The following is a 24,142-nucleotide window of genomic DNA, read 5'->3' as shown; positions in this document are numbered from 1 at the left end:
AACAAGCTCAGCTGAACACCTTCATTATTATTCATCAAAACTCTTATCTAGCTCTTTGAATGAAACTGTGCGTGTCTTGTTTTCCCATCCCAATGATAGCGAAGAACGGTTACAAACGGGGCATTTTTCGGGCGGACAAGCTCGCAAATCGATAATGATGAAACCGTATCGTAATCCCCCCATAAGGCTTGGGAATTAATAATATAGTTAAATCCGAGCTCTTCAACTAATTCAAACATATCACGAATATTATTTTCATCAACTCCTGCGAATGCTTCGTCTAACGATATGACATAAGGCGCATGATTGTCTGCTTCTTGATAACGAGAATACGCTGCTGTGAACAATGGGATATACATTGCCATTGCCTTTTCTCCTCCACTGAACTTAAAGAACACTTGGTTTGTAAGCTCACGTTTTGGTTCGTTTGTCCGCTGATAAGATAAAACAAACGAAAACCATTTACGGTAATCAAGCACTTCCTTCATCACTTGATGGAGGGTATCTCCTTGTCCCCTCTCCTCTACAAGCTCACGTGCACGTGCGATCTTAGCTCGGAAGTGATTCGTCACCCGTTGTAAATCTTCATGTTTCAAAAGATTTGCATTCATTCTTAATAAGTTCACAAGCTCCTTTGTATCCATCTCGTCTTCTGTTTCTGCCGTTCGCGGCTTCCATTTGATTGAAAAATTCAAACCAGATGATGTATCACGCTTTTCCATAAGCTTGTCCATTGCTTTCACCCATTGCTCTGCTCGTTGAATTTTGCTTCTTAAAATCCGCCCTACCGACTTTAAAATAATTTCTTCATACAATTCACGATCTTTTTCATTTAAGTATTCCTTCTGAAGGCTGTAATCGGATTCAATTTCATGTAAAACAAAATACGGGCTTACTCTCTGACCTTTATACTCTAAAATGATTTTCGTGCGGCTATTTTTTTGCTTCCAATCGGCTGCTTTTAACATCATTTCTTCCGTCAGTTCAAAATCAACCGCAATTTCAGCTGCTTCATTGGCATGTTTCTCTTGTGTCATACGATATTCTACTAAGTTAGGCTGCTCCTGAAAAAACACTTTATTTAAACGCTCGAATTGTTTTGTCCGATCACTTTCCTGAATAACGTGCCCATATTGCTTCAGCACCCTCTTTGCTCGTTCGTACGGGGAAGCACTTCCATCTTCTCCTTTATGTATAACCAAATGTAATTGTTCTTCATCAATAAAGCTCACTTGCCAAGCATGTGATAAAGCTGTTGAAAAAGCTAAGCGTTGCTTTTCTCGTTTTTCATCTTCCAGTTGCTTCTCAATAAGATGCTTCGTAGTTGTAACGCCTTTAATTGTCCTAGGATATTCCTTTTCAATTTCATTTAACCTGTCGCAAACATTATTGATTTCTTGGCGAATTTCTTCAGCACCCATTTCTTTTAATCGTTCTTCAAGCTTTTCTAACTTTAGTTCTTTTTCCTGCTTCTTACTATTTTGAACAGCCAGCTCTCCTTTAAGCCTATCGACCTCTTCCTTTACTTCTTCTAGTTGCTCACGATAACTCATTATCGAGTGTTTCTTACTTTTATAACGGGTGAAGATTAATTGCAGTTCATTTAGTCCATCGCTATAAGTTCTCATATATGTTAAAGCATTTTGATAAGCAATTGGTGAAAATTCCAAATCAAACGTTGCAGTCTTTTGCTGAAGTTCACGTTTTACTCCTTGCCATGTGCGATAAATTTCTGCTAGCTTTTCATTTTTACGCTGAACTTCTTTTTCTTTGTTTTCTTTTTTGGTTGTTGAATTGTTTCTTTCTTTGTATGCTTCCTGTGCATCTCGGTCTCGCGGAAACATAGCATAAGCATTCTGTGCTTGTTCGATTTGACTTTCAATCGTCTCCTCTATTTCAAGTAATGCTTGAAGCTCATTCTCTAACTGATAAAGCTCCTCTGTAAGTGAAGCAATCATTTCAAAACGCAACCTTTTTCGAGCAGTGCGTCCGATGAAATCAGCACGCTCTTTCTTCGGTGCATGACCTTTTACAATTCCAATTTGAAACTGACCATGCTCTGAAACGATTGTCCCATGTTCCTCAGCAGAATCTTCAGAGACAATAATACTGCGGAGCACTTCATCAATTCGTTCAGTTGAAATAGAGACTGATTCATCAAGGTCCGGCTTCACATAATTAGCAAGCGTATGAGCCATCATTACAGGCTTAGGTACAAAAATACGGTCATTATCTACATCAACGTCTTCTTCTGTAATCAAAGCATCCAATAACCCACTTTGCTCTAATGCAGCTTCAATTCGTTCACGCACAGTTTCTGACACGTCATCCAGAAATTCAACCGCAGCGTAAAAAGGTACATGTAGAATCCCTTTTTCAGTTAGCCATTTCCTTACCCTTGTCGTTTCCTCGTGACGGTCTGGCTCAGGGTCACGCTTTTCTTTCCATACGTTTACCTGTTTCTCGGTTTCGTCTATTTTTTCGCGCTTTAATTTTTGAGCATGAGAATTTTCAATTTTTTCCTTTTCTAATGTTCGTATCTTATTTTGAAAAATTTCTACTGCTGGAGCCTTCACGTCTTCATATGTAAACGGTTCGTATAACTCATTCAATCGCTGTGATAGTTGGCGCAATCCTGTTTCTTCCATTTTAATAAGGTCGTTCGCTTCGTTCCATGCATATACACGTTCTTGAATCGTTGCCTTTTCTTCTTCAAAAGTTTGCTGCCATTTTTGTTCTTCGTAACGCAGTTCATCAAGTTCTTGGTTGAGATCACCAATTTCTTTATACAACTCAAGGTATTGGGTTTTATATTTTTCATGATTGTGCCAATCTTGCATGATATGATGTAAGTTGTCTTCGTGTGCCTTTGCCTCTCGTTTCCACACGGTAAAATCAAAATCTTCTTCACGATGTCTATGAAAGTCTTCGCTATTTATCGTATGATTCTGAAAAGATACATCAGCCGCATCTTCTTCTAATCTTTCTATTTGTTCTTCCAGATTATTCTCTTCTTGGTCAAGACTATCTTCACCTGTCCGCAATTGTTCAATCAATATTCGTTCTTTCTTCGATTTCTTCTCAAGCTTCTCTTCGTAAGAGTGGAATGCTTTCAATATATCATCTAGTTGTTGCATTACTTCTTTCTTTTCAGTTTCCTTATCCCATACATCATGCTTGTAGAGCTTTTCTTTCTCATCCGTTAATACAGATTGTTCACGCTCTAACCGCTCTTGGTGCGCTTCTAAGTGAGCAAGCTTATCTTCTAACTGTTTTTTACACTCAGCTAGTTCGCTAATGGCTGTCTCGATTTTCTTCGTCTGTTCATATTCCTTCACAAAATGCGAAGCCTTCTCTGCAAGCAACCATTCATTATATGTCGTGTACGTATTGCTTAACTTTTCTAAAGCACGTTTATCTCGTTCCATCTGTTCTAGCTGTTGCTTCTGTTGATCCATATTTTCAATCGTTTCAGAAATATGACGCAAATCTTCATCCGCTATTGCTGGTAACGAGCCTTCTAAGATTTCGTATATGACTGTCGGCTTAAAATCCTTTGAAAGTTTCGGGCTACGTAATTGAATAAGCAGTTTAATTAGTTCTTCGTATGCATCAGTAGAGTCGAAACGAAAAATATACTTATTTACAAGCCCCATATATTCCTTTTTCGTTTGCACAACTTCACCGCCGTCAGCAACTCTTTTTTCTAACTCTTTTTTCGAGAAGGGAATCTTTTGCACTTTTCCATTTCCTTCTTTTTCTTCCTTATATAATTTGAAATCAGCTCCAACTCGCCTTCCGTCTGTAAGAACAAACCCCCAAAAGCTCATCGTTTTATTTCGTTTCGCTCGCAACCCAATTCCTGTTGTCATATACTGATTTGTATTTTGTCTTTTATACTCTAAAAATAAATAGCCTGTACGTTCATCGCGGTCGACAATATCCTTTTCACCAAGCAAGTAATCTTCCATTTTTCTCGCTTTTGAACCGAACGGATCAAGTCTGTCCGGGCTCGTTTTCCCATCTAATAATACAGGCAATAAGCTTTGCATTGTTACTGATTTTCCTGATCCGTTAGAACCTCGCAACAACAGCTTTCCATCTGCAAAATCAAAATATTCTTCATCGTAATACCAAAAATTCAACACACCTGCTCGATGCAGCATCCATTGATTGCTCTCATTCATTGCTCGTCTCTCCCTTTTGTATGAAGTCTTTCGGATACACGCCAACGATTCGCCCTAACGCTGGATAAATAAACATCATTCCAGTTTCTGTGTCCAGTTTAGCAAATTTCCATTCAAGTAATGCATCCAGCAAATTCGCAGAAAGCTGTGAAAGTGTCGCTTCTCTATACGATTTACTCCACCCCCTCCCGAAACTGCGCTTGGCAATCACGTACAACATTTTGATAATCAACTTCTGATAGACGGATAACCCCAAACTCATTCGGCTCATATTGTCCGGTCTTTTCATGCATCACCTTCGCAAAATGCAAGACAATATTTGAAATTGCCTTTTGGAAATAAGCTATAACGTACTTTGCGTTCTGGCAATGTTAAAAATGCCGCATTCTTAAAAATTTCAAAGCGAAATTCAGTATGTGCTTCAATATCGTCACGCAGGCGATTACGAAAATTTCGTAAATAGGCAAAGTCTGGGTCATCCTTATCTTCCCGATACATTACTGGCGACAGGTACAGCTTCCGGTACACTTGATGTCTCCGGTACTCACTTTGTTTACCACTCCATTCTTCATTTAAAATATCTTCTATATTCTGATATTTGAATAAGTCTTTCGGATAGGAACGCATAAAATATCGGGAGATAACCGGCACTTCATATAACACTTCATGATCGACATTGGCTGAGAAATCATTTATATCTCCATCAATCGTTGTAAGTAGACCAATTTCCTTCGCAGTCTGTAATACTCGAATTAACGACTTGCGTTGCTCGTAGTTTGTCCAATCAATCGGAATTTCTCCTGTGTACATTCCTTCTAGATCCTCACACATATCAGAAAGGAGAAATTGTTCATCCGCTGTTTTGCTTTCAAGAAATGCAAGTAAACAGTTAAACAAGGCATAATCTAACGGATGTTTGAACGCTTGAATACCCATCCAAGCTTCTGGTTCTGCGGGGATTTTTTCAAGCTTGGCGAAATAACGATGTACAATTAACCGGTATCTAAGTTTTTCCTCTACATATCGCTTTACAACCTTCTCCCTTTCCCTAACCTTTTGATACAACTCTGGTTGTTCCGCTCGGATAATCCAGAAATTTTCCAATAACGCCGTTAATACCTCTTGTGCTTTCTCATCAAACGCTCTTTCAATTACCTCCACCCAGCGACACCTCTAATCTAAAAATTGTATTTCAAAGTTTGGCATGGAAAGCTTTCCATCCGTCGCTTCAATGATAATCGCCTCATCATCCAGCTGATTTACTTGAATGCGTTGCCCTGTTTCCGTCTTCACAACTTTATCTTCTTTGGCCATTGATTTCCCAATCCAGCTTAACAGCGTTTTACGAATAAATGGCTCAATCACAGGCAAATCACTCATTTTAATTCTCTTGTTGTGAATCAATTGCGCTATTTGAGCTTGTTCATTCTCTCGTTCTCTTAAATGCTGCTTCATCACTTCTTCCTTTTCCTCTTGGTTATCAATAATTGCAGTTGGTTTTGTTTTTTCACGATAATATTTCACAATAGGCTTTGTGATAACTTGTGCAGGCTTTTCATCCCATACATCACTATAAATATCTTCTGTCGGGTCATTATCAGCGACAAAATGGCGTGTATGAAAGCAGCCAAACACAACAGATGATAACTTATGGGCTTCTTCAATGTTTTCTAACGATGAAAACCATTTTGCTAAATGTAAATAATCTTGCTTACGACTGCGAAAATTTTGATGCCGTTCCCCTAGTCTTTGTACAACCCTCGTAATCTTTCGAATCATATCATTTGTCTTATATTGTAATGAAAGCAATTCACTTTCACTCGTTTCAGTGCCAACAAACCACACTTTTAAGCTATTCCATTTTTCAACATACTCTAATTCAAGTTCCTCTCTAGACAGCCCAATATCTTCAAAGCGCGGCACTTTTAATTGATAATCTGCGAGGGTAATCGCAAGCTGTTTCATATCCTCTTCTGATATTTCTGTTAATATGGTTTCGATTTTAAATGAAGTTTGTTGAAGCGAAACGATAAAATCCCGCAAATAGACTGTAAATTGCTCTTTATAAGCTAAAAATGCTTCAGTCATCATTTTTTCTTCAATATTTTCACTTTGTAAATAAGCAATATAATCTGAGGAGTTTTGAATAATTTTCTTGAAATAATCAAATGTATCTTCCCAGACACGGTAAATTTCATCCTGTGCCTGTTCTGCTGAATCTCCCAAAACTTCTTTAACCTTCTGCAGAGACGCATGTAAGCGATCAAATAATGTTTTTTCTAGAGAACCGCCAAATGAATCGCCTAACTGCTCTAACTTCATGACCATTCGTTCAATTTCCACAGTGTACGGACTGCATTGGTAGCGAAACTTCTTTTTCTTAAATTCTTCAATCGTGCGCACCTTACCCATTTCTTGTCGTGCAATTAAATTCTTCCACTTCACAAGCTGCTCTAAATCCTGTTGCAATTCTTCTTCTGTATAAGAACGGAACATATCAAAACTTTTCAAATACGTATAGATTTCTTCAGCAAATAAATAATGTCTCATCCGCTCATGTTGCATAAAAAAATAGCGTAAGATTGCTCGATACCTAAAAGCATTCTCAACCGCTAAATATTTTGTTTCATATATAGGCTTCAACAATGACACATCCACGCCATACACATCCAATCTCTAAGAATACCTTTATTTTACTGTTATATATACAAATTGTCGAATGGTGTAATATGTATGTCGTTTAACTGCAGGGGCTTTAATGGGGCTCCCACACACGGATTATTGGACTTCTTTCCATTAAAAAACCCGCTTCCTTCTCTTCTGTGAGTGGAAATGGGCTTTTATGGTTTATTTTCGTTTTTTACTTTTGTATCACTAAAAGCGGTTCACCTCTTCCAAAATTATGATTTATTTTCTACCGATTGCTGTTGCAGTTGGTGTTGGCGGCAGATAAGAATGCTTCTTCTTTCTCTTGTTAAACGCTCTGCTCACTTTATCCACTAACGTTAATAACAGAAACACACCAAGAATAGTTAAGGACACAAGATATAAAGATGTTACCATTTAAAAAACCTCCTTCTTTACGTCAAATTTAATGATTAATCATTAAATCCAGCTATATATTACCAAATAAACGCATAAAAAGAAATAGGTTTTTGCATTCTTTTAAATTCTTTCCTTTCCTTTATAATTGTGTGAATTACTTTAAGTTTAATGTCTCATTTTTCAGTCTTTAATAAATCAAAAAAAAGACGATTGCTTATAACGCAATCGCCTAGAATTTCTATAAAACGGAAGTGGTTCTAGCTTCTCTCTTTTTCTTACACTTCAAGATTAAGCACTTTGTTTTGGAGGTTCTTTAAAGTCTTTCTTCTTTCGAATCGAATAACTAACCCCAAAGATTACTCCAAAGATGACTAGAATTGCTGCAAAGAAGAGACCAGGAGTGGCAAATATTTTTGCTAAATTACCTAGTGCAATACCAATTACACCAAAGTCAGCATCACCAAATGTTGTGCCTTCAAATCCAATGGAACCGAGAACTGGAAGAAGTAAAGCTGGAAGGAAGCTAATTAGAAAGCCATTGGCAAGTGAGCCATATACGGCACCTTTTCGTCCGCCTGTTGCATTTCCGAACACTCCAGCAGCTGCCCCAGTGAAAAAGTGAGGCACAAGTCCAGGTACAATAACCTTTAATCCAACAAGTGGGAGAATAAACATACTCACTAAACCTGCAACAAAGCTAAGCATAAAACCAATAATAACGGCATTACTTGCAAATGGGAAGATGGCTGGACAATCAAGAGCTGGAATTGAGTTCGGTACAACTTTTTCAGCAATCCCTTTGAAAGCAGGTACAATTTCAGCAAGCAACATACGTACACCAGCTAAAATAATGTAAACACCAGCAGCAAAGGTTAATCCTTGTATAAAGGCAAATACTAGAAAGTTTGTTCCACCACTTAATTCACTCTCAACAAACCCTGGGCCGGCAAATGCGGCGACGACCAAGAATAATAAGATCATTGTTAATGATACAGATACGGATGTATCGCGTAAAAAGCCTAGTGATTTTGGAACTTTAATTTCTTCAGTTGATTTAGAGCCTTTCCCTACTAACTTACCAATGGAACCTGAAACAAAATAACCGAACGAACCAAAGTGACCAATCGCAAAATCATCAGAACCTGTAATTTCTTTCGTATACGGCTGAAGTAAAGCCGGCATTAATACCATAAGGGAACCAAGAATGATTGAACCAGTTATGACCATTAATACACCACTGAATTCAGCTGTTGTTAAAATAACTGCAATCATACATGCCATAAACATCGTATGGTGCCCTGTTAAGAAAATGTATTTAAATGGGGTTAATCGAGCTAGTCCGATGTTAACAACCATACCAAAGAGCATAATCATGGCGGTCTCTGTTCCAAACCCTTCTTGAGCCAGCGCTACAATTGCTTCATTATTTGGAATAACACCTTGGAGCTTAAATGCATGATCAAACATTTGACTAAACTGATCTAATGATCCAATCAATACACCTGCACCTGCTCCAAGGATTACAAATCCCATCACAGTTTTTAAAGAACCGGAAACAATATCTGCAAACGCTTTCCGCTGAAGCAATAATCCTATTAAGGCAAACAATCCAACAAGAATAGCAGGAGTCCCGAGGATATCTTTCATAATCAAATCAATCATGAATAAACTACCCCTCCTTTACCATATTTGTTTCAAGTGCGTCCTTTAATTCGTTTTTATCCATAATGTTTGTAAGCTTAATGACATGACGTTGGCCGTCTTCTAAATTTTCCACGATTTCATTAGAACCGATATAATAATCAGCTGGTTCACTTTTGGCAGTCGTTAAATCGGTATGGGAAACTTCAGCTTCAATTCCCATTTCATCCAACGCTTTCTTCACATTCATTTCTACGATGAAACTACTTCCTAGACCATTACCACAAACAACTAATATTTTTTTCATGACAATTCCTCCTCGTGTGAATATAAATGATTATTAATTAGCTCGACGCCTTCTTCTGAAGATTTGATTTTCAGCAGTTGATTGAGACTTTTTTCATCCGAAAGTAAATCAGTTAACTGCGATAACGCCTTTAAATGTGTTTCATTATCAATAGCTGCTAGTACAATAATAAGGTTTGCATCATGTTTTGCATCTTCTGAAAATTTCACACTCTCTTCTACCAGTAATAAGCTCATCCCTAAGCGGTTGACTCCTTCTTCAGGTCTTGCATGAGGAATGGCGATTTTAGGTGCAATGACAATATACGGACCCAGATTATTAATATTGTCAATCATAGCTCTTACATACTTTTCAGTGATGTAATTTTTCTCAATTAATGGTTTTGAGGCTTCTTGTATCGCATCTTCCCAATTTTTAACCCGCGGGATAACTTGTATCATTTCATCTGTTAGTAATTCATTAAGCATTGGTTTCTCATACTCCTTTGGAAACATAGTGGGAGATTCTCGAAGCAATCGTTCAAGCTCTATCCTTAATTGTTTGTCGTCTTTAATATCAGCATATCGACGAATTACATCAAGCATGGTTGAAATGCTTGTTTTTGTCGGATTACGTCTTGGTTTAAATGCATTAAAGCGCATTAATAATGATTCTTTCTCAGCATCCGTTAAAATTGGATTTACCATAATGACTGGAACATGGTTTTCTTTAATTGGTGATGTTGAAAAAATCACATCCACATCATAATTCTTTTGTTGATATTGTCGAAGGGAAATATTATCGACAATATCAACTGTTGACAATAAATGTTCTAATTGTCCGCGGAGGATTGCTGATGTACCGATGCCGTTCTCACAAACAATAATCGCTCGTGTTCGAGGCAATGGCGTTTTCCCTTCACGCTTCATCCAACCGCCGAAGTGCATAGCAATATAGGCGATTTCTGATTTACTCACTCGTTGATGGAGAAGCTTCTCTAAATGTTCGACTACCTTTTCCGTTAGCTTAAAAATTTCTGGATATTTCATTGATACGGAATCAGCTACATTGTTTGATTTAGTCACGCCGTATTTAATTCGATAATAAGCAGGTTTTACATGCATAAATAATGTTCTCACAAGTTCCTTTTTCTCTTTAAACATGATACACGCATAATTTTCAAAGTCATTCACCATCAGTAAAACGACTTGTTTCAACCGCTTCATTTCTCGATTTTTGTCCATATCAAAATTAGAATAATTTACTTTGGCCCCTAATAAATGGATGGTGATGAAATAAACCTCGTCAGCTGGAATTGTTATTTTTGCTCGTTCTTTAAATTGGGTTAAAAGTTCCTCAGCTGCTTGATATTCTTGTGTATCTTTTAAAGCTTCCTTTTCATCATCATCAATAACAATTGGATGCCCTGCTTGAACTCGCTGCTTTAAAATAAGAAGCTGCAGCGCTAACCAAGATAACATTTCACTCGTTAGCTCAATGCCAAGTGATTGTTCACTAGCTGAAATCATAGAAAGGATTTGTTGGCGCTCTTTTATTAGCTCCTTATCATCTTGAGGGTGAAAAAGAGTTGGAAACTTCTCTAAGATTTCCTTCCATTCCCATTGCACCAACAGTTGATCTAAACTGTGAGTAAACGCTTTTCGTTGGTCGAACTCTCTTCCAGAAACTTTATATCCTTTAAAACGATGAAATGCTAGTGTCAGGTTAAACATTTCACTTAACATTTCTTTCAACTCTTTTAAATCACTTGCAATTGTACCTCGGCTTACTTTCGTTAAATCTGTTAAATTGGTAGTAAACACTTCTGTTTTACTTGTTAAAATTTCAATAATCATTAACAATTGACGTTCGTTTTTTGTGTAATTGTACTGCCAATCATCAACGTGGTTAATTAGTTGAGAAACTCGTTGTTTCGTTTCTTTTTCTAAATAAAGACCTTTTCGAGCCACTCGGGAAATTGGTTTCAATTGATGGTCTGACAGCCAGCTATTAATTTTTTCAAAATCATAGTACAGCGTGCGTCTTGATACTCCCAATGTTTCTGTCAATTGCTTTATTGATACATACTCTTCTTCAGCCTGGATTAGCTTTGACAAAATTACAGTACATCGTTCATCAATCATTTTCATCAACTACCTTCGAAGGTGTGCAATTTTTGATTTATCAACAGTTGATCAACCTGTTGTCTTTTATTATATATCCGTTATCATCAAAATGTAAGGGTTTTCACTGTTCGAATATTGTTATGATGTTTTGTGCAAAATTGAATACTACCATTTGTTCTTATTTTTTGCTATCATAAGCAAAATCGCTAAAATTATCATAAAAGAAATAATCCCTCAACGCGTTCAGCGCCAAGGGATATACCAAGACCTATCGTCCTTCACTTTAGACTTCAGGAGAAGTTGATGTAGCTTTCCACTCCTATTCGTAGTCGTTAAACAGCTTCTAATTTCATCATCGCGCCAAAGTAGTATGAAGCTGTAGCAAATGCAATGAATGCACATAAACGATTGCCTTCATTAAAAAGCCCGTTTCCTCTCTTTTTCGAGTGGAAACGGGCTTTATGGTTTACTTTCTTGGACTAACTGAGAATCACTAACGGCGGTTCACCTCTTCCAAGATTATGATTTATTTTCTACCTAATGCTGTTGCAGTAGGTGTTGGCGGCAGATAAGAATGCTTCTTCTTTCTCTTGTTAAACGCTCTGCTCACTTTATCCACTAACGTTAATAACAGAAACACACCAAGAATAGTTAAAGACACAAGATATAAAGATGTTACCATTTAAAAAACCTCCTTCTTTACGTCAAATTTAATGATTAATCATTAAATCCAGCTATATACTACCAAATAAACGCATAAAAAGAAATAGGTTTTTGCATTCTTTTAAATTCTTTTTCTTCCTTTATAATTGTGTGAATTACTCCAAAATTGATGACAGGTTATTCATCTAAAAATTCAAAAGAAAGACGACTGCTTAGTAGGCAATCGTCTTGTTTATTTTGAACTGTTATTGTGATTATCATTACTAAAGAATACGTCTGCCATTAGCAATAGTACACACCCTACTAATATAACGATAGCAATAATTGTTCCTTTCATATCTTGGCCCCAGCTATGGAAAATTGTATAGAGTTGAAAGATACTTAAGAGAATGATTCCTAGCCTTAACGGTAATGTTTTCATGTTTCTCACCCTAACTTAATCTTTTTCCTTTTTTTGAGTGAATGTAGCAGGTTGATTAATATTATAAAAATAACCCCCTCGCTCGTTCAAAATAATGATGCAAAGCATGTATAAGTTCGATTGAGGGGGTTCATTTCTTTTAATTTACAGTAACTTCCCTTTCATTTAAAGGCTGAACAGGTCTGTGGTTTTCAGGAAAAATCTGTTTAAATGATTGAATTTGCTCTTTTGACATTTCAATTGGCTGCTTCATCATGTACCATTGCACATTTTCGGTGCAAGGAGGTGTTGTTAATGACCCTTTGTAATGAATTGTTGTTTGGTCCTTAGGCACAAGCTTGGATAATTCGATTGGCTTTTCTCCTGTTCTACTTTCGTCCATTTCTTCCTTAGGCAGCATATCCCATACTGAACGGAGGCTTTCATTTTCCGCTCCTTCTTGAATCATAACTCCTAACACGGCAAGCTCCCCATTTTCAGCTTGATGAACAAGATGTAACTCCATAGCATGGTATTGGCCATTAAATTTGTGCTCACTTGGCGCATGAAAGTGAAATTGAGAAAGGATGTATTCCTTGTTGTCAATCACAAGGCTATGTTTGTTTTGAATATCAGCCTTAATTGTATGACCGTTGTTAATAATTGAATACGCTGATGGTTCATATTGAATTTCAAACTGATTAGCTTTTTCGCTCGTAGTAACTTGAGAAAAATCAATATTAATTGGTGATTGTTCACTTCCATCCGTACAGGTAGAATATGCAGCATCCAGTGTTCCCCATTGTTTTGGACCTGTCTCTCCTTTATAGGACCAATGCACTTTTGAAGCATCATTTGCTTGTTTCTCTTTCTTCTTCACATCGCGTTCCTCTTCTGGTATTGCCGTTTCCACGGTTTGTTCTGAACAAGCTCCCAGCGAAAAGCTAACAAAAACAGCTAAAAATGGATAAAGTAACATTTTTTTCATTATGTAATCGTTACTCCTTTCTATTTTTTCTTACAAGACACATTACTAGAAATATTCAACTATTACACAATCATTTTTTACTAAAAATCGCTTTATTCCAAAATTAGCTAATATATACTAGGTGGATACCTATAGAACTGTTGAGAGGTGAATACCGTACTTTATTACTGCTTGTTATTTTATTCCCCTACCAAAAAAGTTTCTTCCCTAACACATAAACAATATGCCATTTTCCCTATTAACATGGATATCTTAGCACCTATGAAAAGCATAGCATCTTCAAAATATCCCCTGCCCTATCATGAAATTTTTAATGAGCAAAGAAGAAGGTCTTTCGTTTCAAATAGCGTAATAATAACACTATAAATCTTTAAATTATAAGGAGTGAATACGAAAATGATTAAAAAACTCGGACAAGTTATGTTGTATGTTCATGATCAAGATGATGCCGTGAAGTTTTGGACAGATCAATTAGGGTTTCTTGTCATATCTGAGGAAAATAACGAACAAGGCATGAGGTGGGTCGAAATTGCTCCAAGTGAAGATGCAGAGACGAGCATCATTCTGCATAATAAAGAATTTGTTGCGAAGATGTCACCTGGATTAAACCTTGGAACACCTTCTTTAATGTTTTTTACAAAAAATCTTGATCATTTGCATAGTGAATTATCAAATAAAAATATCAAGGTTGGAGAGATTGTCAATATGCCTTCTGGTCGGGTATTTAATTTTGCAGATAACGAAGATAATTATTTTGCTGTCATGGAAAAGGAGCAATAGGTTTAGCGAAGTAAGGTGCGGAATTTACTCAATTACAAAATGGGCTGAAATTCAAAAAAACGTTCATTTGGCGAGAAATTGAAAAAAACAAGTAACCTATAAATAACACATCTCAAGTTCTCGCCATTCTATTTCTCTTACTTTTGAAATTCTTTTCCCATTCTTTTAAGCATCGTTACCTGGAATTAATAACAGAAGCAAACATCAAAAGGTTTTTACCCATTCTAACATTCAAATTTAGCTGTCTATGCAAAACTCAGACCCTTATCGAGCCACGGAAGCCCCTTGCAGCATAGTAGGATTCTGCACCATTATGATAGACAAAGACAGTGTCGTAGCGACGATCACAAAAGAGGGCTCCCCCAAGCTTTCGAATATGATCAGGTGTTTGGACCCAGCTTGATGTTTTCATATCAACATTTTCAAGCTTCTGCAGCTCCCGATATTGAGCTTCTGTTAACAGTTCAATGCCCATGTCAGTTGCCATATCAATCGCGTTATTTTCTGGTTTGTGTTTTTTCCTAGACTCCAGTGCTTCACGATCGTAACAAACACGTCTACGACCTTTAGGACTTTCAGCTGAACAATCATAGAAAACGTATTCACCCATCTTTTTATCAAAGCCAACAACATCCGGTTCCCCGCCAGTTGCTTCCATTTCATTAAGCGACCACAGCTTTTCAATATTATCTTCGAGCTTAGCTTGCACTTTCGCCCATTCAAGACCTTGGTGTCGATTCATGTTTTTCTCAAAACGGGCTTTCAAAGTTCTAAGCAGTTCTTCACGTTGTTCTAATGATAACTCTTTATTTGTCTTTGTCATAATAGCTTCTCCTTTGTTTTTATTCAACAAAATTTCAGAAGGCCAAATTGCTCTGTTAGTACAATAACTTCAACACAAAGATGCGTTATCCTTTTTTGATAAGACTCACGAGAAAGAACAACATCTTTAAGGCAAATAACGTTTGCCTTCTTTTGCTCCCTTCCTTCAATAAGCCAAAAATTAAGCATGAACCTTTACAAGGCTGCTCTTAAAAATTTGATAAAGCTCGTTGCTTCATTTGTTTCTACTCTTGTTATGACATAGGTGGCAGAAGTAGGTGTCTGAACTTTTTCTGATTTTATTTCTAACAAGTTGTTCTTGGTTATTTCCTCTTTAACCATTGAAAAAGGTAAATAGGATACACCAAGACCATTTTCTATAAACCTTTTGGTCACTTCTACTTGATTCACCACCATAGTTCGAACCATTGGGTAGTGGCTCTTAACGTCATTTAATAATAAATCCCAATAGTCTGGATGATTATGAGTTATTAGTCTGTACTGAGCTAACACTTTACTTTCAACAGCATTACTTTTATCTTCGCCCAAATGAACCCCTACTAAAATAACTGGTTCTTCATGTATAGCTTCAACCTTTAGATTAGTTTGCAATGGGTGTAGTCTTGATAAACCTATATCAGCCTTTCCAGCACTTATTTCATCACCTATTTCAAAAGATTTAACAACATTTATAAACACTTCTATATCAGGATTTTTATCAATAAATGTTCGTAACAATGAAGGCAAAAAAGATGATGCAATTTGAGGAGCTGCGGCAATTGTTAATTTACGATCATAACCTTGTTTCCAAGCTTCAAAGCTGTTTATCCCTTGTTCATACTTCGAAATAAGCTCTTTCGCGTATGGGAGAAACTTAAGCCCCGCAGGAGCAAGAGTAACTGTTTTTCCATTCCTTTCAAATAGCTGAATACTTAGATGGTCTTCAAGCCGTTTTATATGTTTTGTAATGGCAGGTTGAGTTAAGAATAGTTCTTCTGAAGCCTTTCTAAAATTCTCATATTTTGCTGCTATAATAAATGTTTTTAACCATCTAATATCCATTAAAGCCACCCTTATCTCTTATAACACTTAGTTATTATAATTTACCATTTTTGTTAATTTTAATTATATATCTTATCCAATATAATTCAATTAACACCTTCAGATTTATTCAAGGATTATTTTCATGAAAAAGGAGTGGGAAAATGAAACAGAACGTAAAAGATATTTGGGATGCCGGATTATATGATGAGAGCCATTCATTTGTCTCGAAGTTTGGAAATGATTTAGTTGAGCTTTTAGCACCTACGACGGGCGAACAAATTCTTGATCTTGGTTGCGGCACTGGGGATTTAGCAAATACCATCTATGATTACGAGGCGGACGTGAAAGGTGTCGATAAATCAGCAAATATGGTAAAGGAAGCATCGAAGAAATTTCCACATATTAAATTTGAGGTTGAAGATGTTTTAGAATTAGAATACAAAAAGGAATTCGATGCTGTTTTCTCAAACGCTACTCTTCACTGGGTAAAGGAAGCGAAACAAGCTCTCCGATGTATATATAGCAGCTTAAAATCTGGTGGACGATTCGTCGCAGAGTTTGGTGGTAAAGGAAACGTTCAGATTATTACCAATGAAATTGTAAATCAATTAAAATTAGCAGGAATCGAATATACTTCTGAACAATTTCCTTGGTATTTTCCAAGTATAGGTGAATACTCTTCCTTGATGGAAGAGACCGGATTTCGAGTGACGTTTGCTCAACATTTTGACAGACCAACACCTTTAGAGGGGAATAATGGTTTAAAAAATTGGATTGAAATGTTCGCTGGAAACATGTTTGAAGATAAATCAGAAGCAACAAAAGAGCAAGTTATTAAAAATGTAGAAAATAACTTACGAGACATTCTATTTATAGATGGTCGTTGGATTGCCGACTACAAAAGAATTCGAGTAGTTGGAATGAAAGAATAATTGAAAGAAGGGATTGAATAGTCCCTTCTCTAGTTTTTTAGCGCAGTATTTACTGCTTCAATTGCATGAATACAGATTACTATAAAATCTGCACCTGCCTTTTCTAAAGATGATGCAACTTTTCCTAATGTTTTACCTGCACTTTCCCAATTGCCTTCAGCTTGATAGCGTTCAATCTCGTCAAAGTCAACACTATACAACAGACACTTGGCTGAATGTAAACCTCCTAATTTCCCTTTTACCTCTTCGTTAATAATTCGGTAATACTCTACAGAAGATTCCCAACTCATTCCACCAATAAGCCAAATAGTTTTCAAAGCTTCCCTCCTTACGCCATTAGGGGGTGTGTCATCACCCCGTCCTGCTTCGTTCTATATCCCTTTTGGATATATGTACCTAACAGGCGGTGCTGCTGTGACCACAACACTAGGTTTCAGATGTTTTTTTCTTCTTTTTCTTCGATAAGCCGCTAATTGCTTTCGATATATTTATACTCGCATTAACATCCGCATGCCTTTCATAGCCGCATTTTTTGCACTTGAAGATACGACCATGACGGTTATTTTTATGGATATATCCACATTTACACCTTTTCGATGTGTCTTTAGGGTTCACGTATTGAACGTCAATCCCGGCCATTTTCGCTTTGTATTCGATAAACTGCTGAAGTTGATAATGGGTCCAAGAATGCAGGTTTTTTCCTGCTTCTTTCTTTGATTTTGCTCGATGCCGAATGCCTGTCAAATCTTCCATTCGAATCAGATGAACACCGTTCTCTAATGCAAAATTCACGACCTGACGGCTCAGTTTGTGGTTCACATCTTTCATACAGCGCGATTCTTTACCTTTTGACTTTTTAATCGCGTTGGATGAAAATCGCCTGCGCATAAAAGCCATTTGCTTTCCTTTGAAGAACATCGACTTTGTGCCAACAGAAGCCAAGGCAAGATAGTTCAACCCGGCATCCACTCCCATTGTGCCAGCTTGAAGGGGTTCTACTTGGGGTTTTTGAGGTTCGAAGGAAATGGAAACCGAAAGAAACCAGCGTCCTTTTTTCTCATACAATTCCGCAGCCCCTTGTTTCACTTCGCCGCTTAACAACCGGTCAAGCCAATGCTTCTGGTACGTTTGCACAATAACAGGAACGCCTACACGTTTTTCAAGCGTTGGGAACGAGACTTTATATAACCCTTTTTCCTTTTCAATCCTGCAGTTTTGATTATTAAACCCACACCAAAAAGACCGAAACAGCTTTGCATGTTGCTTCTTTTTCTTGGACTTTACCTCCCGGATGGTTTGGTTCACAATTGCAGCAGGGAATGTTGGGAAAACAACTTGAAATGCTTTGACGTAGCTGTTTTTAAGGCTTCATAATCCAACAGCCAGTTCGCAAAAAACGTATTGATCTCGGTCATCTTTTTATACATGGTTTTCTTCTTTTCAGTTGGTATCATCAATTCTAACCTGAGTGAAATGGTTTCCATTTTCTTCTCACCTCCCTGTCTATCTTTATTTTACCAAAAAGAACACATGTTTGCATCGATTTATCCCTTTTTGTTAAAAAAATTGAGCGATTCATCCCGCAGCTCAAGCAACGGGCTTTCTCGCTCAAAGGTCTGTTAACTTGCAGTAGGTTCAATTGACCCCATTCTAATTGTTCCAGCTTCCCCTTTTTCATACGAAATTACCTTTTCCCGAAGGGCGTCAGCACTAAATAATAAAGGGGTTGCTTCTTCGAGGAGTACTCTCCCCTGCGTCTGTCAAAACTATTCTTTTGCCTCTTTCGAAAAGTTTCATTCCTAAATCATCTTCAAGTTTTTTGATTTGCATGGTTACAGTAGATTGATCATAATTCAGCTCCTCTGCTGCTCTCTGAAAGCTTCCAGTCGAAGCAATTAGCTTAAAGGTCTTTAAGGATTTTAAGTCCATTTTAAAAACTCCTTCTAGTTAGTTAAATAAAATTGAATCCATATATTCAGATATGGGATTGCTTCAATGATATTTGTGCTTTTACTAACAAAGTTGGAAGGGAAAGAGAAAGTATCTTCAAAAGGTGCAGTTCGCAAAGTCTTATTCTTGGGAACAATGGGGTTTGCTGGGTTTTAGTTTTTTGGTATTTTTAGGGTAGCAACTCGCTGGACAATTAGGCACGGTCATTGCAGCTGTAATAATGGCAGTTCAGCCATTATTAGGTGCATGAGCATAATTGAGGACATCTTATAAAGGGAAGGTGATAAGGTTTATGGATTCAGAGGTTAGTATTTTAGGTGTGTTAGTGGCAATGGTGTTAACCATTATCTTAATCTTTAGAAGAATTAACCCTACATATGCAATGATTGCAGGTGCGCTTGCTGGCGGAATAGTTGGAGGAGTTGAGTTAGCAACAACCCTAGACTTCATGATGGAGGGGGCTCAATTATTGACCCCTGCAGTGTTACGAATACTAGCAGCTGGAGTGTTAGTCGGCGTATTAATAGAATCAGGGGCAGCAAATGTCATTGCGAATACTATTGTTACAAAAATGGGAGAAACAAGAGCTTTATTAGCAATTACGTTGTCTACATTAGTCTTAACGGCAGTAGGAGTGTTTATCGCAGCTGCTGTTATTACGGTTGCCCCGATTGCTTTAATGATAGCCAAACGAACTAAAGTTTCTCGGTTAAGTATTTTAATTGCTGTTGTATGTGGGGCGAGAGCTGGGAATGTGATGTCTCCTAACCCAAATACGATAGCAGCTGCTGAAAGCTTTTCCCTACCACTAACCAAAGTTATGTTTGCTGGACTTGGACCTGCTGTAGTCGGAGCAGTTGTTACTTATTTAATAGCCAAAAAAATAAATAATAAAGGGTCAAAAGTCAAAGAAATTAGGGAAGAAAAGACAGATGAGATGGGTCAGCCTTCCTTTTTGGCAGCCATTTCAGGTCCATTATTCGCCATTTTCATACTCTCATTACAACCTTTATTGGATATTAAAGTTGATTCATTACTTGCATTGCCAGCTGGAGGTTTTTTTGGGGTGATTGTGATGAGAAAAACAAAAGAGGTAAAGTCTTATATGTCGAGTGGACTTCAAAAAATGTCTGGTATATCCATTTTAATACTTGGGACAGGTACGTTAGCCGGTATTATCGTTAATTCTTCACTCAATAATATGATTATGAGTGGATTAAATGCATTTCATTTACCCATCTCTTTCATCGCACCTCTATCAGGTTCATTTATGTCGTTAGCCACAGCTTCAGCCACATCTTCTGTTGCAATTTCTAGTAATGTGTTTGGAGAATTGTTACTAGAGAATGGAGTTAGTGCTTTAGCAAGTGCAACGATGATAAACGCAGGAGCAGTTGCATTTGATTATTTGCCCCATGGTCCTCTCTTCCATATTTCAAGAGATAGTTTCTTCATGGATATGAAAGAACGACTTAAAGCTCTACCTTACGAGACTTTAATTGGGATTATAGTCGTAATTGTTTCTACAATTATTTATGGCGGACTACTATAGCACGGGGATGCCTCTGAAGGATTTTTCATATAAAAAATCATTTTGCCATTTCATACATCCCGCAGCGTAAGCAACGGGCTTTCTCGCTCAAAGGTCTGTAATCGTTGAAAAAAGCGAAATCAACTCCTTTCCCTCAAACTTTTTCATGGAATTAAACCAGCACCGCTCGGTTGGAGCGGTGCTAATTGAATAAGATTAGTAATCCAATTTGAGGGTGGTTGAATGTGTTTAGGTAATATCGTTTTATCATTGCCTTTAGTTGAAATTATTTGCATTTGAGTTAAAAACAGTTTTTTCTTGAGGAGTTTTGGAGTCTACGTTCTTTTCTTTCAAACTATCCTGTTCATCAATATTTTTGACCCGCTTCATAATTTTTTATATTATTCATTTACTTCTTAATATTAAAATGCTGAATAGCAAACTCTCTCGTCTCTGCTTCTTTTAGATATGCACACGTTTAATAACTATTTTTCACTTGCTCCTTCACTGATCGTAAATCTTTGTATATTCGCTTCGCTTCCCATTACTAAATATTCTTTCCACATCTTTCAAATCACTTCATCAACAAAGCTCTTCAGCGATGCTGATGAGTTTTTTCATTCCCTCACTTAACTTTTGTTCATTCAAAAAAGAGTAGCTTAGCCGAATCCACTCGTTTGATCCTTTTCCCGGATTACAAATGGAGCCTGGGACAAATGAAATGGATTGCTCCAGACTTTTGGCCAGCAGCATTTCCATCGGAATCGATTCAGGAAATTTAACCACAGATTAAGCCCCCCATTAGGACTGTTCCACTCCCAATCGGTCATGTAGAGCTCTTTCTCCTTGACACCTTTTCGAACATCGAGGGCTATTCTCAGCTTTTCAATATGCTCATGAAGGCGTTTGGATGTAAAGTAATGAAGGAACATTTTCTGGTTTAATAAGGGCGTCCCATTGTCTGCCAGAGATTTCACAGCAAAAAGGTGCTTCATCAGTGCTTTTTGTTGAGTTTTATTCAATTTATGAAAGAAATAAGCAAACACATCTTCACCTCTTTTCCTTAGTCAAAATCACTCTCTTCAAAAATGAATATTTCTTCTATACTTACATGAAAATTACGCGCAATTTTAATGGCGAGTTTTAGAGAAGGATTATACTCTCCTTTTTCCAAAAAGCTGATCGTTTCTCTCCTTACCCCGACCGCTTTTGCAAGTTCTAATTGAGTTAAGTTGTGTTTGGCTCTGTATTCCTTTATTTTCGTTTTCATTTATTCGATGCCTTTCCTATTCTTCGTAATAAGCCAAGAGACGAAAAATGACACCACCATCCCTAATATCCCTAGCATCAAGGTGTCCTCACTATCCAAGTGCTTTTGGAAAGCAAGTAAAGCAATCCAGATATATAAGGAGAAGAAGTATGCTCTACCTGCCGAATAGTATTTCACCTTTTTGGACCGTTCATCATCAGAGGGTAATCCATGTTTAAATTCAGGGTACAACTTTTTCATCAATAATAAGATATAGCCAACAAAGCCAAATAAACCAATCAACAATAAAGCTGATGAAAAATACTCCCTATCCTCCAGTAAATTAAAAATTTGTAGAAGCATACCTATTACAATACCTAATGAAATTACCCCTAATACGATATATTTAATTTTCAAGGCAACCCCTCCTTATGTTAGAAATATATAACTTTATGTTATAAATATACAACATTAATTTTGTTTAGTCAAAGGGATTCCCGAACGTTTATTCGACATTCTTATAAGAAGAGAGAAGCCGTTGAACGCAGGTTTACAACACTTAGTCAAAAATAAAAAAACCTAAACCCTCGGTATTGATCGAGAATTCAGACTCTGATTACTTTATAAAGGCACAATTTTTTCATTAGATCTCTGTGAGTGAAAGAATATACATAAAGTAATGGACTGTGGACGCGGTTGCTTTAAAATGGGCGTGCTTTAATTCGAATCGTAATTACTTAAAAGCTGGAAGATAGGAGGTCGATAATTAGTTATATCGCACTATTGCATGGTATTAACGTAGTGGAAAGAATTAAATCAAGATGGTTGAATTGAGGAATGTTCTTGGAAAGATGGATCTTAATCGGGTGCAATCTTATATTCAAAGCGGCAATATTCTGTTTGAACCAAATGAAAAGGAAGAATCATTGCAGAAACAAATCGAGGAGTTAATTGAGGAAGAATTCGGTTTTCGATCAAAGCTATTTTAAGAACAACAGCGGAATTGGAGAAGTATAAGAAATTGACCGAAACCATTGGCTTTAACACAGTTGCTGTTTTCCCTGAGCGAGCCGGTCCAACAACAAGGAATTAAAACAGCACCGCTCGGTTTGAACGGTGCTAATTGAATAAGATTAGTTAAACCAATGTGATGGGGCTTGAATGTGTTTAGGTAATATCGTTTTATCGTTGCCTTTAGCTGAATTTATTTGCATTTGAGTTAAAAACATACTTGTAGAAAGATTCGCCCCACTTATATTTGCATCACGCAAATCTGCTCCAATAAAATCAACACCTCTTAGATCCGAGTTTTGCAAATCGGCAGCAATCAAATAAGCTCCTCTAAAATCAGTCGTTCTTAAATCTTTACCTTTTAAGTTCTTTCCAATCAAATCAACACCCCTACATTGCTTGCCTTTCTTAATCATAAAAACCTTTGAACTCATCTCACTTCGAATGTATTCACTTGTTTCTATAAGTAACTCGTTTACTGGTTGCCGACAGCTTACCACATCTAATGACAATAAGCGTTCGGCATCCATATCCGTCAAGCTCTGTAAATTTTCTAATTGTTTATTTAACTGCTTTTGCAATGAAGGTGAGATGTTATAAGTTAGTGCTTCAGCGATAAACGCAATCATCTCATATAGCTGTTCCATGACAGGAGATACACTGAACATTTTTTCGGATATTTCAGGATGCTCTTGCCAACTTTGACCACCAAAAGTGTCTTGAGAAACTTTTTGACCGGCTCCTAGACAATCAAACACTGTACATCCTTTAAATCCTTTATCTCTTAAATTCTTATGAATTCCACATCGAAAATCTTTTTGTAAGTTAGGACAAGGTGTGCCAGCAGGCTTATTAATTGCAAAATCACTTGATGCTGCAATATTTAGGGCTGTACAGCAGAGTCCAAAGCATTTCGAGCAATCAGCTTTTAGATTTTCTCTAATATTTTTGGCTGTTTCATTATACATTTTATAACCTCTTTAAGTTACCCAATCATTAAAGATAAGGCTTTTTGATTCTATTGTACACCATAGTTTCACAACTTGGCCGTTATTTGAAATAACATGTATTTTATTTTCAAATCAGAATTATAAACAATATTTTTGTTTGTTAGTCGAGTTTATTGTTTTTTAACAATGTTATTAAAAACAATTCCTTTCATCGTTTCATCTACTAAGTATACGGAAAAGCCTTTCAGTTTTTACTCTGAAAGGCTTTTTTAAAAATCAAAGCTACACACTCACTTTTTCTTCAAACAGTCCTAAATCATTTAAATGAACCCAAGCCATGTGAATATGCTGTGCTTTAAATGTTTGTCTTTTTCGTTCACTCCAGTTATAGACCTCTTCTATGATTGCTTCTGGATCGTCTTTTAAGATTTGAAGAAGCCCCAACAACCATAATTTTTTTCATGATTTATAAGTAATCTCCCCAATTGATACTTTACTAAAATTTAACATATTCCACTTGGTTTTTATTTATAAACT

The 24,142-nt window shown here is 36.9% G+C and carries 21 protein-coding genes and 3 pseudogenes; 4 read left to right on the top strand and 20 right to left on the bottom strand.

From position 1 onward, the window contains the following. Window positions 1-47: 47 nt before the first annotated feature. The 10 genes and pseudogenes from LC040_06360 to LC040_06315 all read right to left on the bottom strand — a co-directional run bounded on the left by LC040_06360 (window position 48) and on the right by LC040_06315 (window position 13,336). Window positions 48-4,187 carry a TIGR02680 family protein gene (locus LC040_06360; GenBank protein WLR52517.1) on the bottom strand — a complete coding sequence of 1,380 codons (4,140 nt, stop codon included), beginning with the start codon at window positions 4,185-4,187 and terminating at the stop codon, window positions 48-50. Next, a pseudogene (locus LC040_06355) lies at window positions 4,180-5,339 on the bottom strand (TIGR02678 family protein). Before LC040_06355 ends, LC040_06360 begins: the two are co-directional and overlap by 8 nt. Before the next feature lie 21 nt (window positions 5,340-5,360). Continuing rightward, entirely contained in the window at window positions 5,361-6,845 is a 1,485-nt protein-coding gene (locus LC040_06350; protein ID WLR52516.1) for a TIGR02677 family protein, read from the bottom strand. 249 nt (window positions 6,846-7,094) lie between these two features. After that, on the bottom strand, window positions 7,095-7,250 hold the full coding sequence (locus LC040_06345) for a hypothetical protein (GenBank protein ID WLR52515.1): 156 nt from the start codon (window positions 7,248-7,250) through the stop codon (window positions 7,095-7,097). 270 nt (window positions 7,251-7,520) lie between these two features. Then, window positions 7,521-8,894, bottom strand: coding sequence for a PTS ascorbate transporter subunit IIC (locus tag LC040_06340; GenBank protein ID WLR52514.1), 1,374 nt, complete (start codon window positions 8,892-8,894; stop codon window positions 7,521-7,523). A gap of 7 nt (window positions 8,895-8,901) precedes the next feature. Next, entirely contained in the window at window positions 8,902-9,180 is a 279-nt protein-coding gene (locus tag LC040_06335) for a PTS sugar transporter subunit IIB (GenBank protein WLR52513.1), read from the bottom strand. Beyond that, window positions 9,177-11,303, bottom strand: coding sequence for a BglG family transcription antiterminator (locus tag LC040_06330; protein ID WLR52512.1), 2,127 nt, complete (start codon window positions 11,301-11,303; stop codon window positions 9,177-9,179). Before LC040_06330 ends, LC040_06335 begins: the two co-directional genes overlap by 4 nt. Before the next feature lie 508 nt (window positions 11,304-11,811). Then, window positions 11,812-11,967 (bottom strand): hypothetical protein, encoded by a 156-nt coding sequence (locus tag LC040_06325; GenBank protein ID WLR52511.1) that lies wholly within the window; start codon window positions 11,965-11,967, stop codon window positions 11,812-11,814. 213 nt (window positions 11,968-12,180) lie between these two features. Continuing rightward, window positions 12,181-12,369 carry a hypothetical protein gene (locus LC040_06320; protein WLR52510.1) on the bottom strand — a complete coding sequence of 63 codons (189 nt, stop codon included), beginning with the start codon at window positions 12,367-12,369 and terminating at the stop codon, window positions 12,181-12,183. 139 nt (window positions 12,370-12,508) lie between these two features. Continuing rightward, window positions 12,509-13,336, bottom strand: coding sequence for a carbonic anhydrase family protein (locus tag LC040_06315; protein WLR52509.1), 828 nt, complete (start codon window positions 13,334-13,336; stop codon window positions 12,509-12,511). A 396-nt stretch (window positions 13,337-13,732) separates the two neighbouring features. Here LC040_06315 and LC040_06310 point away from each other — a divergent pair, with 396 nt between their 5' ends. Then, the gene (locus LC040_06310; protein ID WLR52508.1) at window positions 13,733-14,116 is read left to right on the top strand and encodes a VOC family protein; all 384 of its coding nucleotides are present in this window, start codon (window positions 13,733-13,735) and stop codon (window positions 14,114-14,116) included. Window positions 14,117-14,372: 256 nt separating this feature from the next. Here the strand turns inward: LC040_06310 and LC040_06305 are convergent, their stop codons facing one another. Next, window positions 14,373-14,939: a DUF4256 domain-containing protein gene (locus LC040_06305; GenBank protein WLR52507.1), complete on the bottom strand. Its 567-nt coding sequence runs from the start codon at window positions 14,937-14,939 to the stop codon at window positions 14,373-14,375. A gap of 194 nt (window positions 14,940-15,133) precedes the next feature. Continuing rightward, a complete protein-coding gene (locus LC040_06300; GenBank protein ID WLR52506.1) occupies window positions 15,134-16,000 on the bottom strand; it encodes a LysR family transcriptional regulator in 867 nt (288 codons plus the stop codon). A 143-nt stretch (window positions 16,001-16,143) separates the two neighbouring features. Between LC040_06300 and LC040_06295 the strand changes: the two genes are divergently transcribed. Further along, window positions 16,144-16,914 (top strand): methyltransferase domain-containing protein, encoded by a 771-nt coding sequence (locus LC040_06295; GenBank protein ID WLR52505.1) that lies wholly within the window; start codon window positions 16,144-16,146, stop codon window positions 16,912-16,914. A gap of 59 nt (window positions 16,915-16,973) precedes the next feature. Here LC040_06295 and LC040_06290 read toward each other — a convergent pair. The 3 genes and pseudogenes from LC040_06290 to LC040_06280 form a co-directional block, all read right to left on the bottom strand. After that, a pseudogene (locus tag LC040_06290) lies at window positions 16,974-17,231 on the bottom strand (aspartate/glutamate racemase family protein). Between the two features lie 109 nt (window positions 17,232-17,340). After that, window positions 17,341-18,398: pseudogene (locus tag LC040_06285) on the bottom strand (transposase). Between the two features lie 226 nt (window positions 18,399-18,624). After that, window positions 18,625-18,843, bottom strand: coding sequence for a LysR family transcriptional regulator (locus LC040_06280; GenBank protein ID WLR52504.1), 219 nt, complete (start codon window positions 18,841-18,843; stop codon window positions 18,625-18,627). A gap of 313 nt (window positions 18,844-19,156) precedes the next feature. Between LC040_06280 and LC040_06275 the strand changes: the two genes are divergently transcribed. Continuing rightward, window positions 19,157-20,416, top strand: a complete 1,260-nt coding sequence (locus LC040_06275) for an SLC13 family permease (GenBank protein ID WLR52503.1) — start codon at window positions 19,157-19,159, stop codon at window positions 20,414-20,416. 561 nt (window positions 20,417-20,977) lie between these two features. Here LC040_06275 and LC040_06270 read toward each other — a convergent pair. From LC040_06270 to LC040_06260, 3 genes are all read right to left on the bottom strand, one after another. Beyond that, window positions 20,978-21,181, bottom strand: coding sequence for a hypothetical protein (locus LC040_06270; protein ID WLR52502.1), 204 nt, complete (start codon window positions 21,179-21,181; stop codon window positions 20,978-20,980). A 277-nt stretch (window positions 21,182-21,458) separates the two neighbouring features. Then, window positions 21,459-21,665, bottom strand: coding sequence for a helix-turn-helix transcriptional regulator (locus tag LC040_06265; GenBank protein ID WLR52501.1), 207 nt, complete (start codon window positions 21,663-21,665; stop codon window positions 21,459-21,461). Next, window positions 21,666-22,061, bottom strand: coding sequence for a hypothetical protein (locus LC040_06260; protein WLR52500.1), 396 nt, complete (start codon window positions 22,059-22,061; stop codon window positions 21,666-21,668). Between the two features lie 404 nt (window positions 22,062-22,465). Here LC040_06260 and LC040_06255 point away from each other — a divergent pair, with 404 nt between their 5' ends. Further along, window positions 22,466-22,633, top strand: coding sequence for a DUF1697 domain-containing protein (locus LC040_06255; GenBank protein WLR52499.1), 168 nt, complete (start codon window positions 22,466-22,468; stop codon window positions 22,631-22,633). A gap of 144 nt (window positions 22,634-22,777) precedes the next feature. Here LC040_06255 and LC040_06250 read toward each other — a convergent pair whose 3' ends face one another. Together LC040_06250 and LC040_06245 are read right to left on the bottom strand one after the other, a co-directional pair. After that, window positions 22,778-23,623 (bottom strand): pentapeptide repeat-containing protein, encoded by an 846-nt coding sequence (locus LC040_06250; protein ID WLR52498.1) that lies wholly within the window; start codon window positions 23,621-23,623, stop codon window positions 22,778-22,780. A gap of 264 nt (window positions 23,624-23,887) precedes the next feature. Then, window positions 23,888-24,049: a hypothetical protein gene (locus tag LC040_06245; GenBank protein WLR52497.1), complete on the bottom strand. Its 162-nt coding sequence runs from the start codon at window positions 24,047-24,049 to the stop codon at window positions 23,888-23,890. Window positions 24,050-24,142 lie beyond the last annotated feature (93 nt).

Origin of the sequence: Bacillus tianshenii (genome assembly GCA_020524525.2) — a bacterium.
GTDB lineage: Bacteria > Bacillota > Bacilli > Bacillales > Bacillaceae_N > Bacillus_AV.
This window is presented reverse-complemented; position numbering and strand designations above follow the sequence as displayed.

What these genes read in the sequence shown, in the direction of transcription:
- LC040_06360 (WLR52517.1), bottom strand. Translation starts at nt 4,187, where the DNA reads ATGAATGAGAGCAATCAATGGATGCTGCATCGAGCAGGTGTGTTGAAT.
- LC040_06345 (WLR52515.1), bottom strand. Translation starts at nt 7,250, where the DNA reads ATGGTAACATCTTTATATCTTGTGTCCTTAACTATTCTTGGTGTGTTT.
- LC040_06340 (WLR52514.1), bottom strand. Translation starts at nt 8,894, where the DNA reads ATGATTGATTTGATTATGAAAGATATCCTCGGGACTCCTGCTATTCTT.
- LC040_06335 (WLR52513.1), bottom strand. Translation starts at nt 9,180, where the DNA reads ATGAAAAAAATATTAGTTGTTTGTGGTAATGGTCTAGGAAGTAGTTTC.
- LC040_06330 (WLR52512.1), bottom strand. Translation starts at nt 11,303, where the DNA reads ATGATTGATGAACGATGTACTGTAATTTTGTCAAAGCTAATCCAGGCT.
- LC040_06325 (WLR52511.1), bottom strand. Translation starts at nt 11,967, where the DNA reads ATGGTAACATCTTTATATCTTGTGTCTTTAACTATTCTTGGTGTGTTT.
- LC040_06320 (WLR52510.1), bottom strand. Translation starts at nt 12,369, where the DNA reads ATGAAAACATTACCGTTAAGGCTAGGAATCATTCTCTTAAGTATCTTT.
- LC040_06315 (WLR52509.1), bottom strand. Translation starts at nt 13,336, where the DNA reads ATGAAAAAAATGTTACTTTATCCATTTTTAGCTGTTTTTGTTAGCTTT.
- LC040_06310 (WLR52508.1), top strand. Translation starts at nt 13,733, where the DNA reads ATGATTAAAAAACTCGGACAAGTTATGTTGTATGTTCATGATCAAGAT.
- LC040_06305 (WLR52507.1), bottom strand. Translation starts at nt 14,939, where the DNA reads ATGACAAAGACAAATAAAGAGTTATCATTAGAACAACGTGAAGAACTG.
- LC040_06300 (WLR52506.1), bottom strand. Translation starts at nt 16,000, where the DNA reads ATGGATATTAGATGGTTAAAAACATTTATTATAGCAGCAAAATATGAG.
- LC040_06295 (WLR52505.1), top strand. Translation starts at nt 16,144, where the DNA reads ATGAAACAGAACGTAAAAGATATTTGGGATGCCGGATTATATGATGAG.
- LC040_06280 (WLR52504.1), bottom strand. Translation starts at nt 18,843, where the DNA reads ATGGACTTAAAATCCTTAAAGACCTTTAAGCTAATTGCTTCGACTGGA.
- LC040_06275 (WLR52503.1), top strand. Translation starts at nt 19,157, where the DNA reads ATGGATTCAGAGGTTAGTATTTTAGGTGTGTTAGTGGCAATGGTGTTA.
- LC040_06265 (WLR52501.1), bottom strand. Translation starts at nt 21,665, where the DNA reads ATGAAAACGAAAATAAAGGAATACAGAGCCAAACACAACTTAACTCAA.
- LC040_06255 (WLR52499.1), top strand. Translation starts at nt 22,466, where the DNA reads ATGGTTGAATTGAGGAATGTTCTTGGAAAGATGGATCTTAATCGGGTG.
- LC040_06250 (WLR52498.1), bottom strand. Translation starts at nt 23,623, where the DNA reads ATGTATAATGAAACAGCCAAAAATATTAGAGAAAATCTAAAAGCTGAT.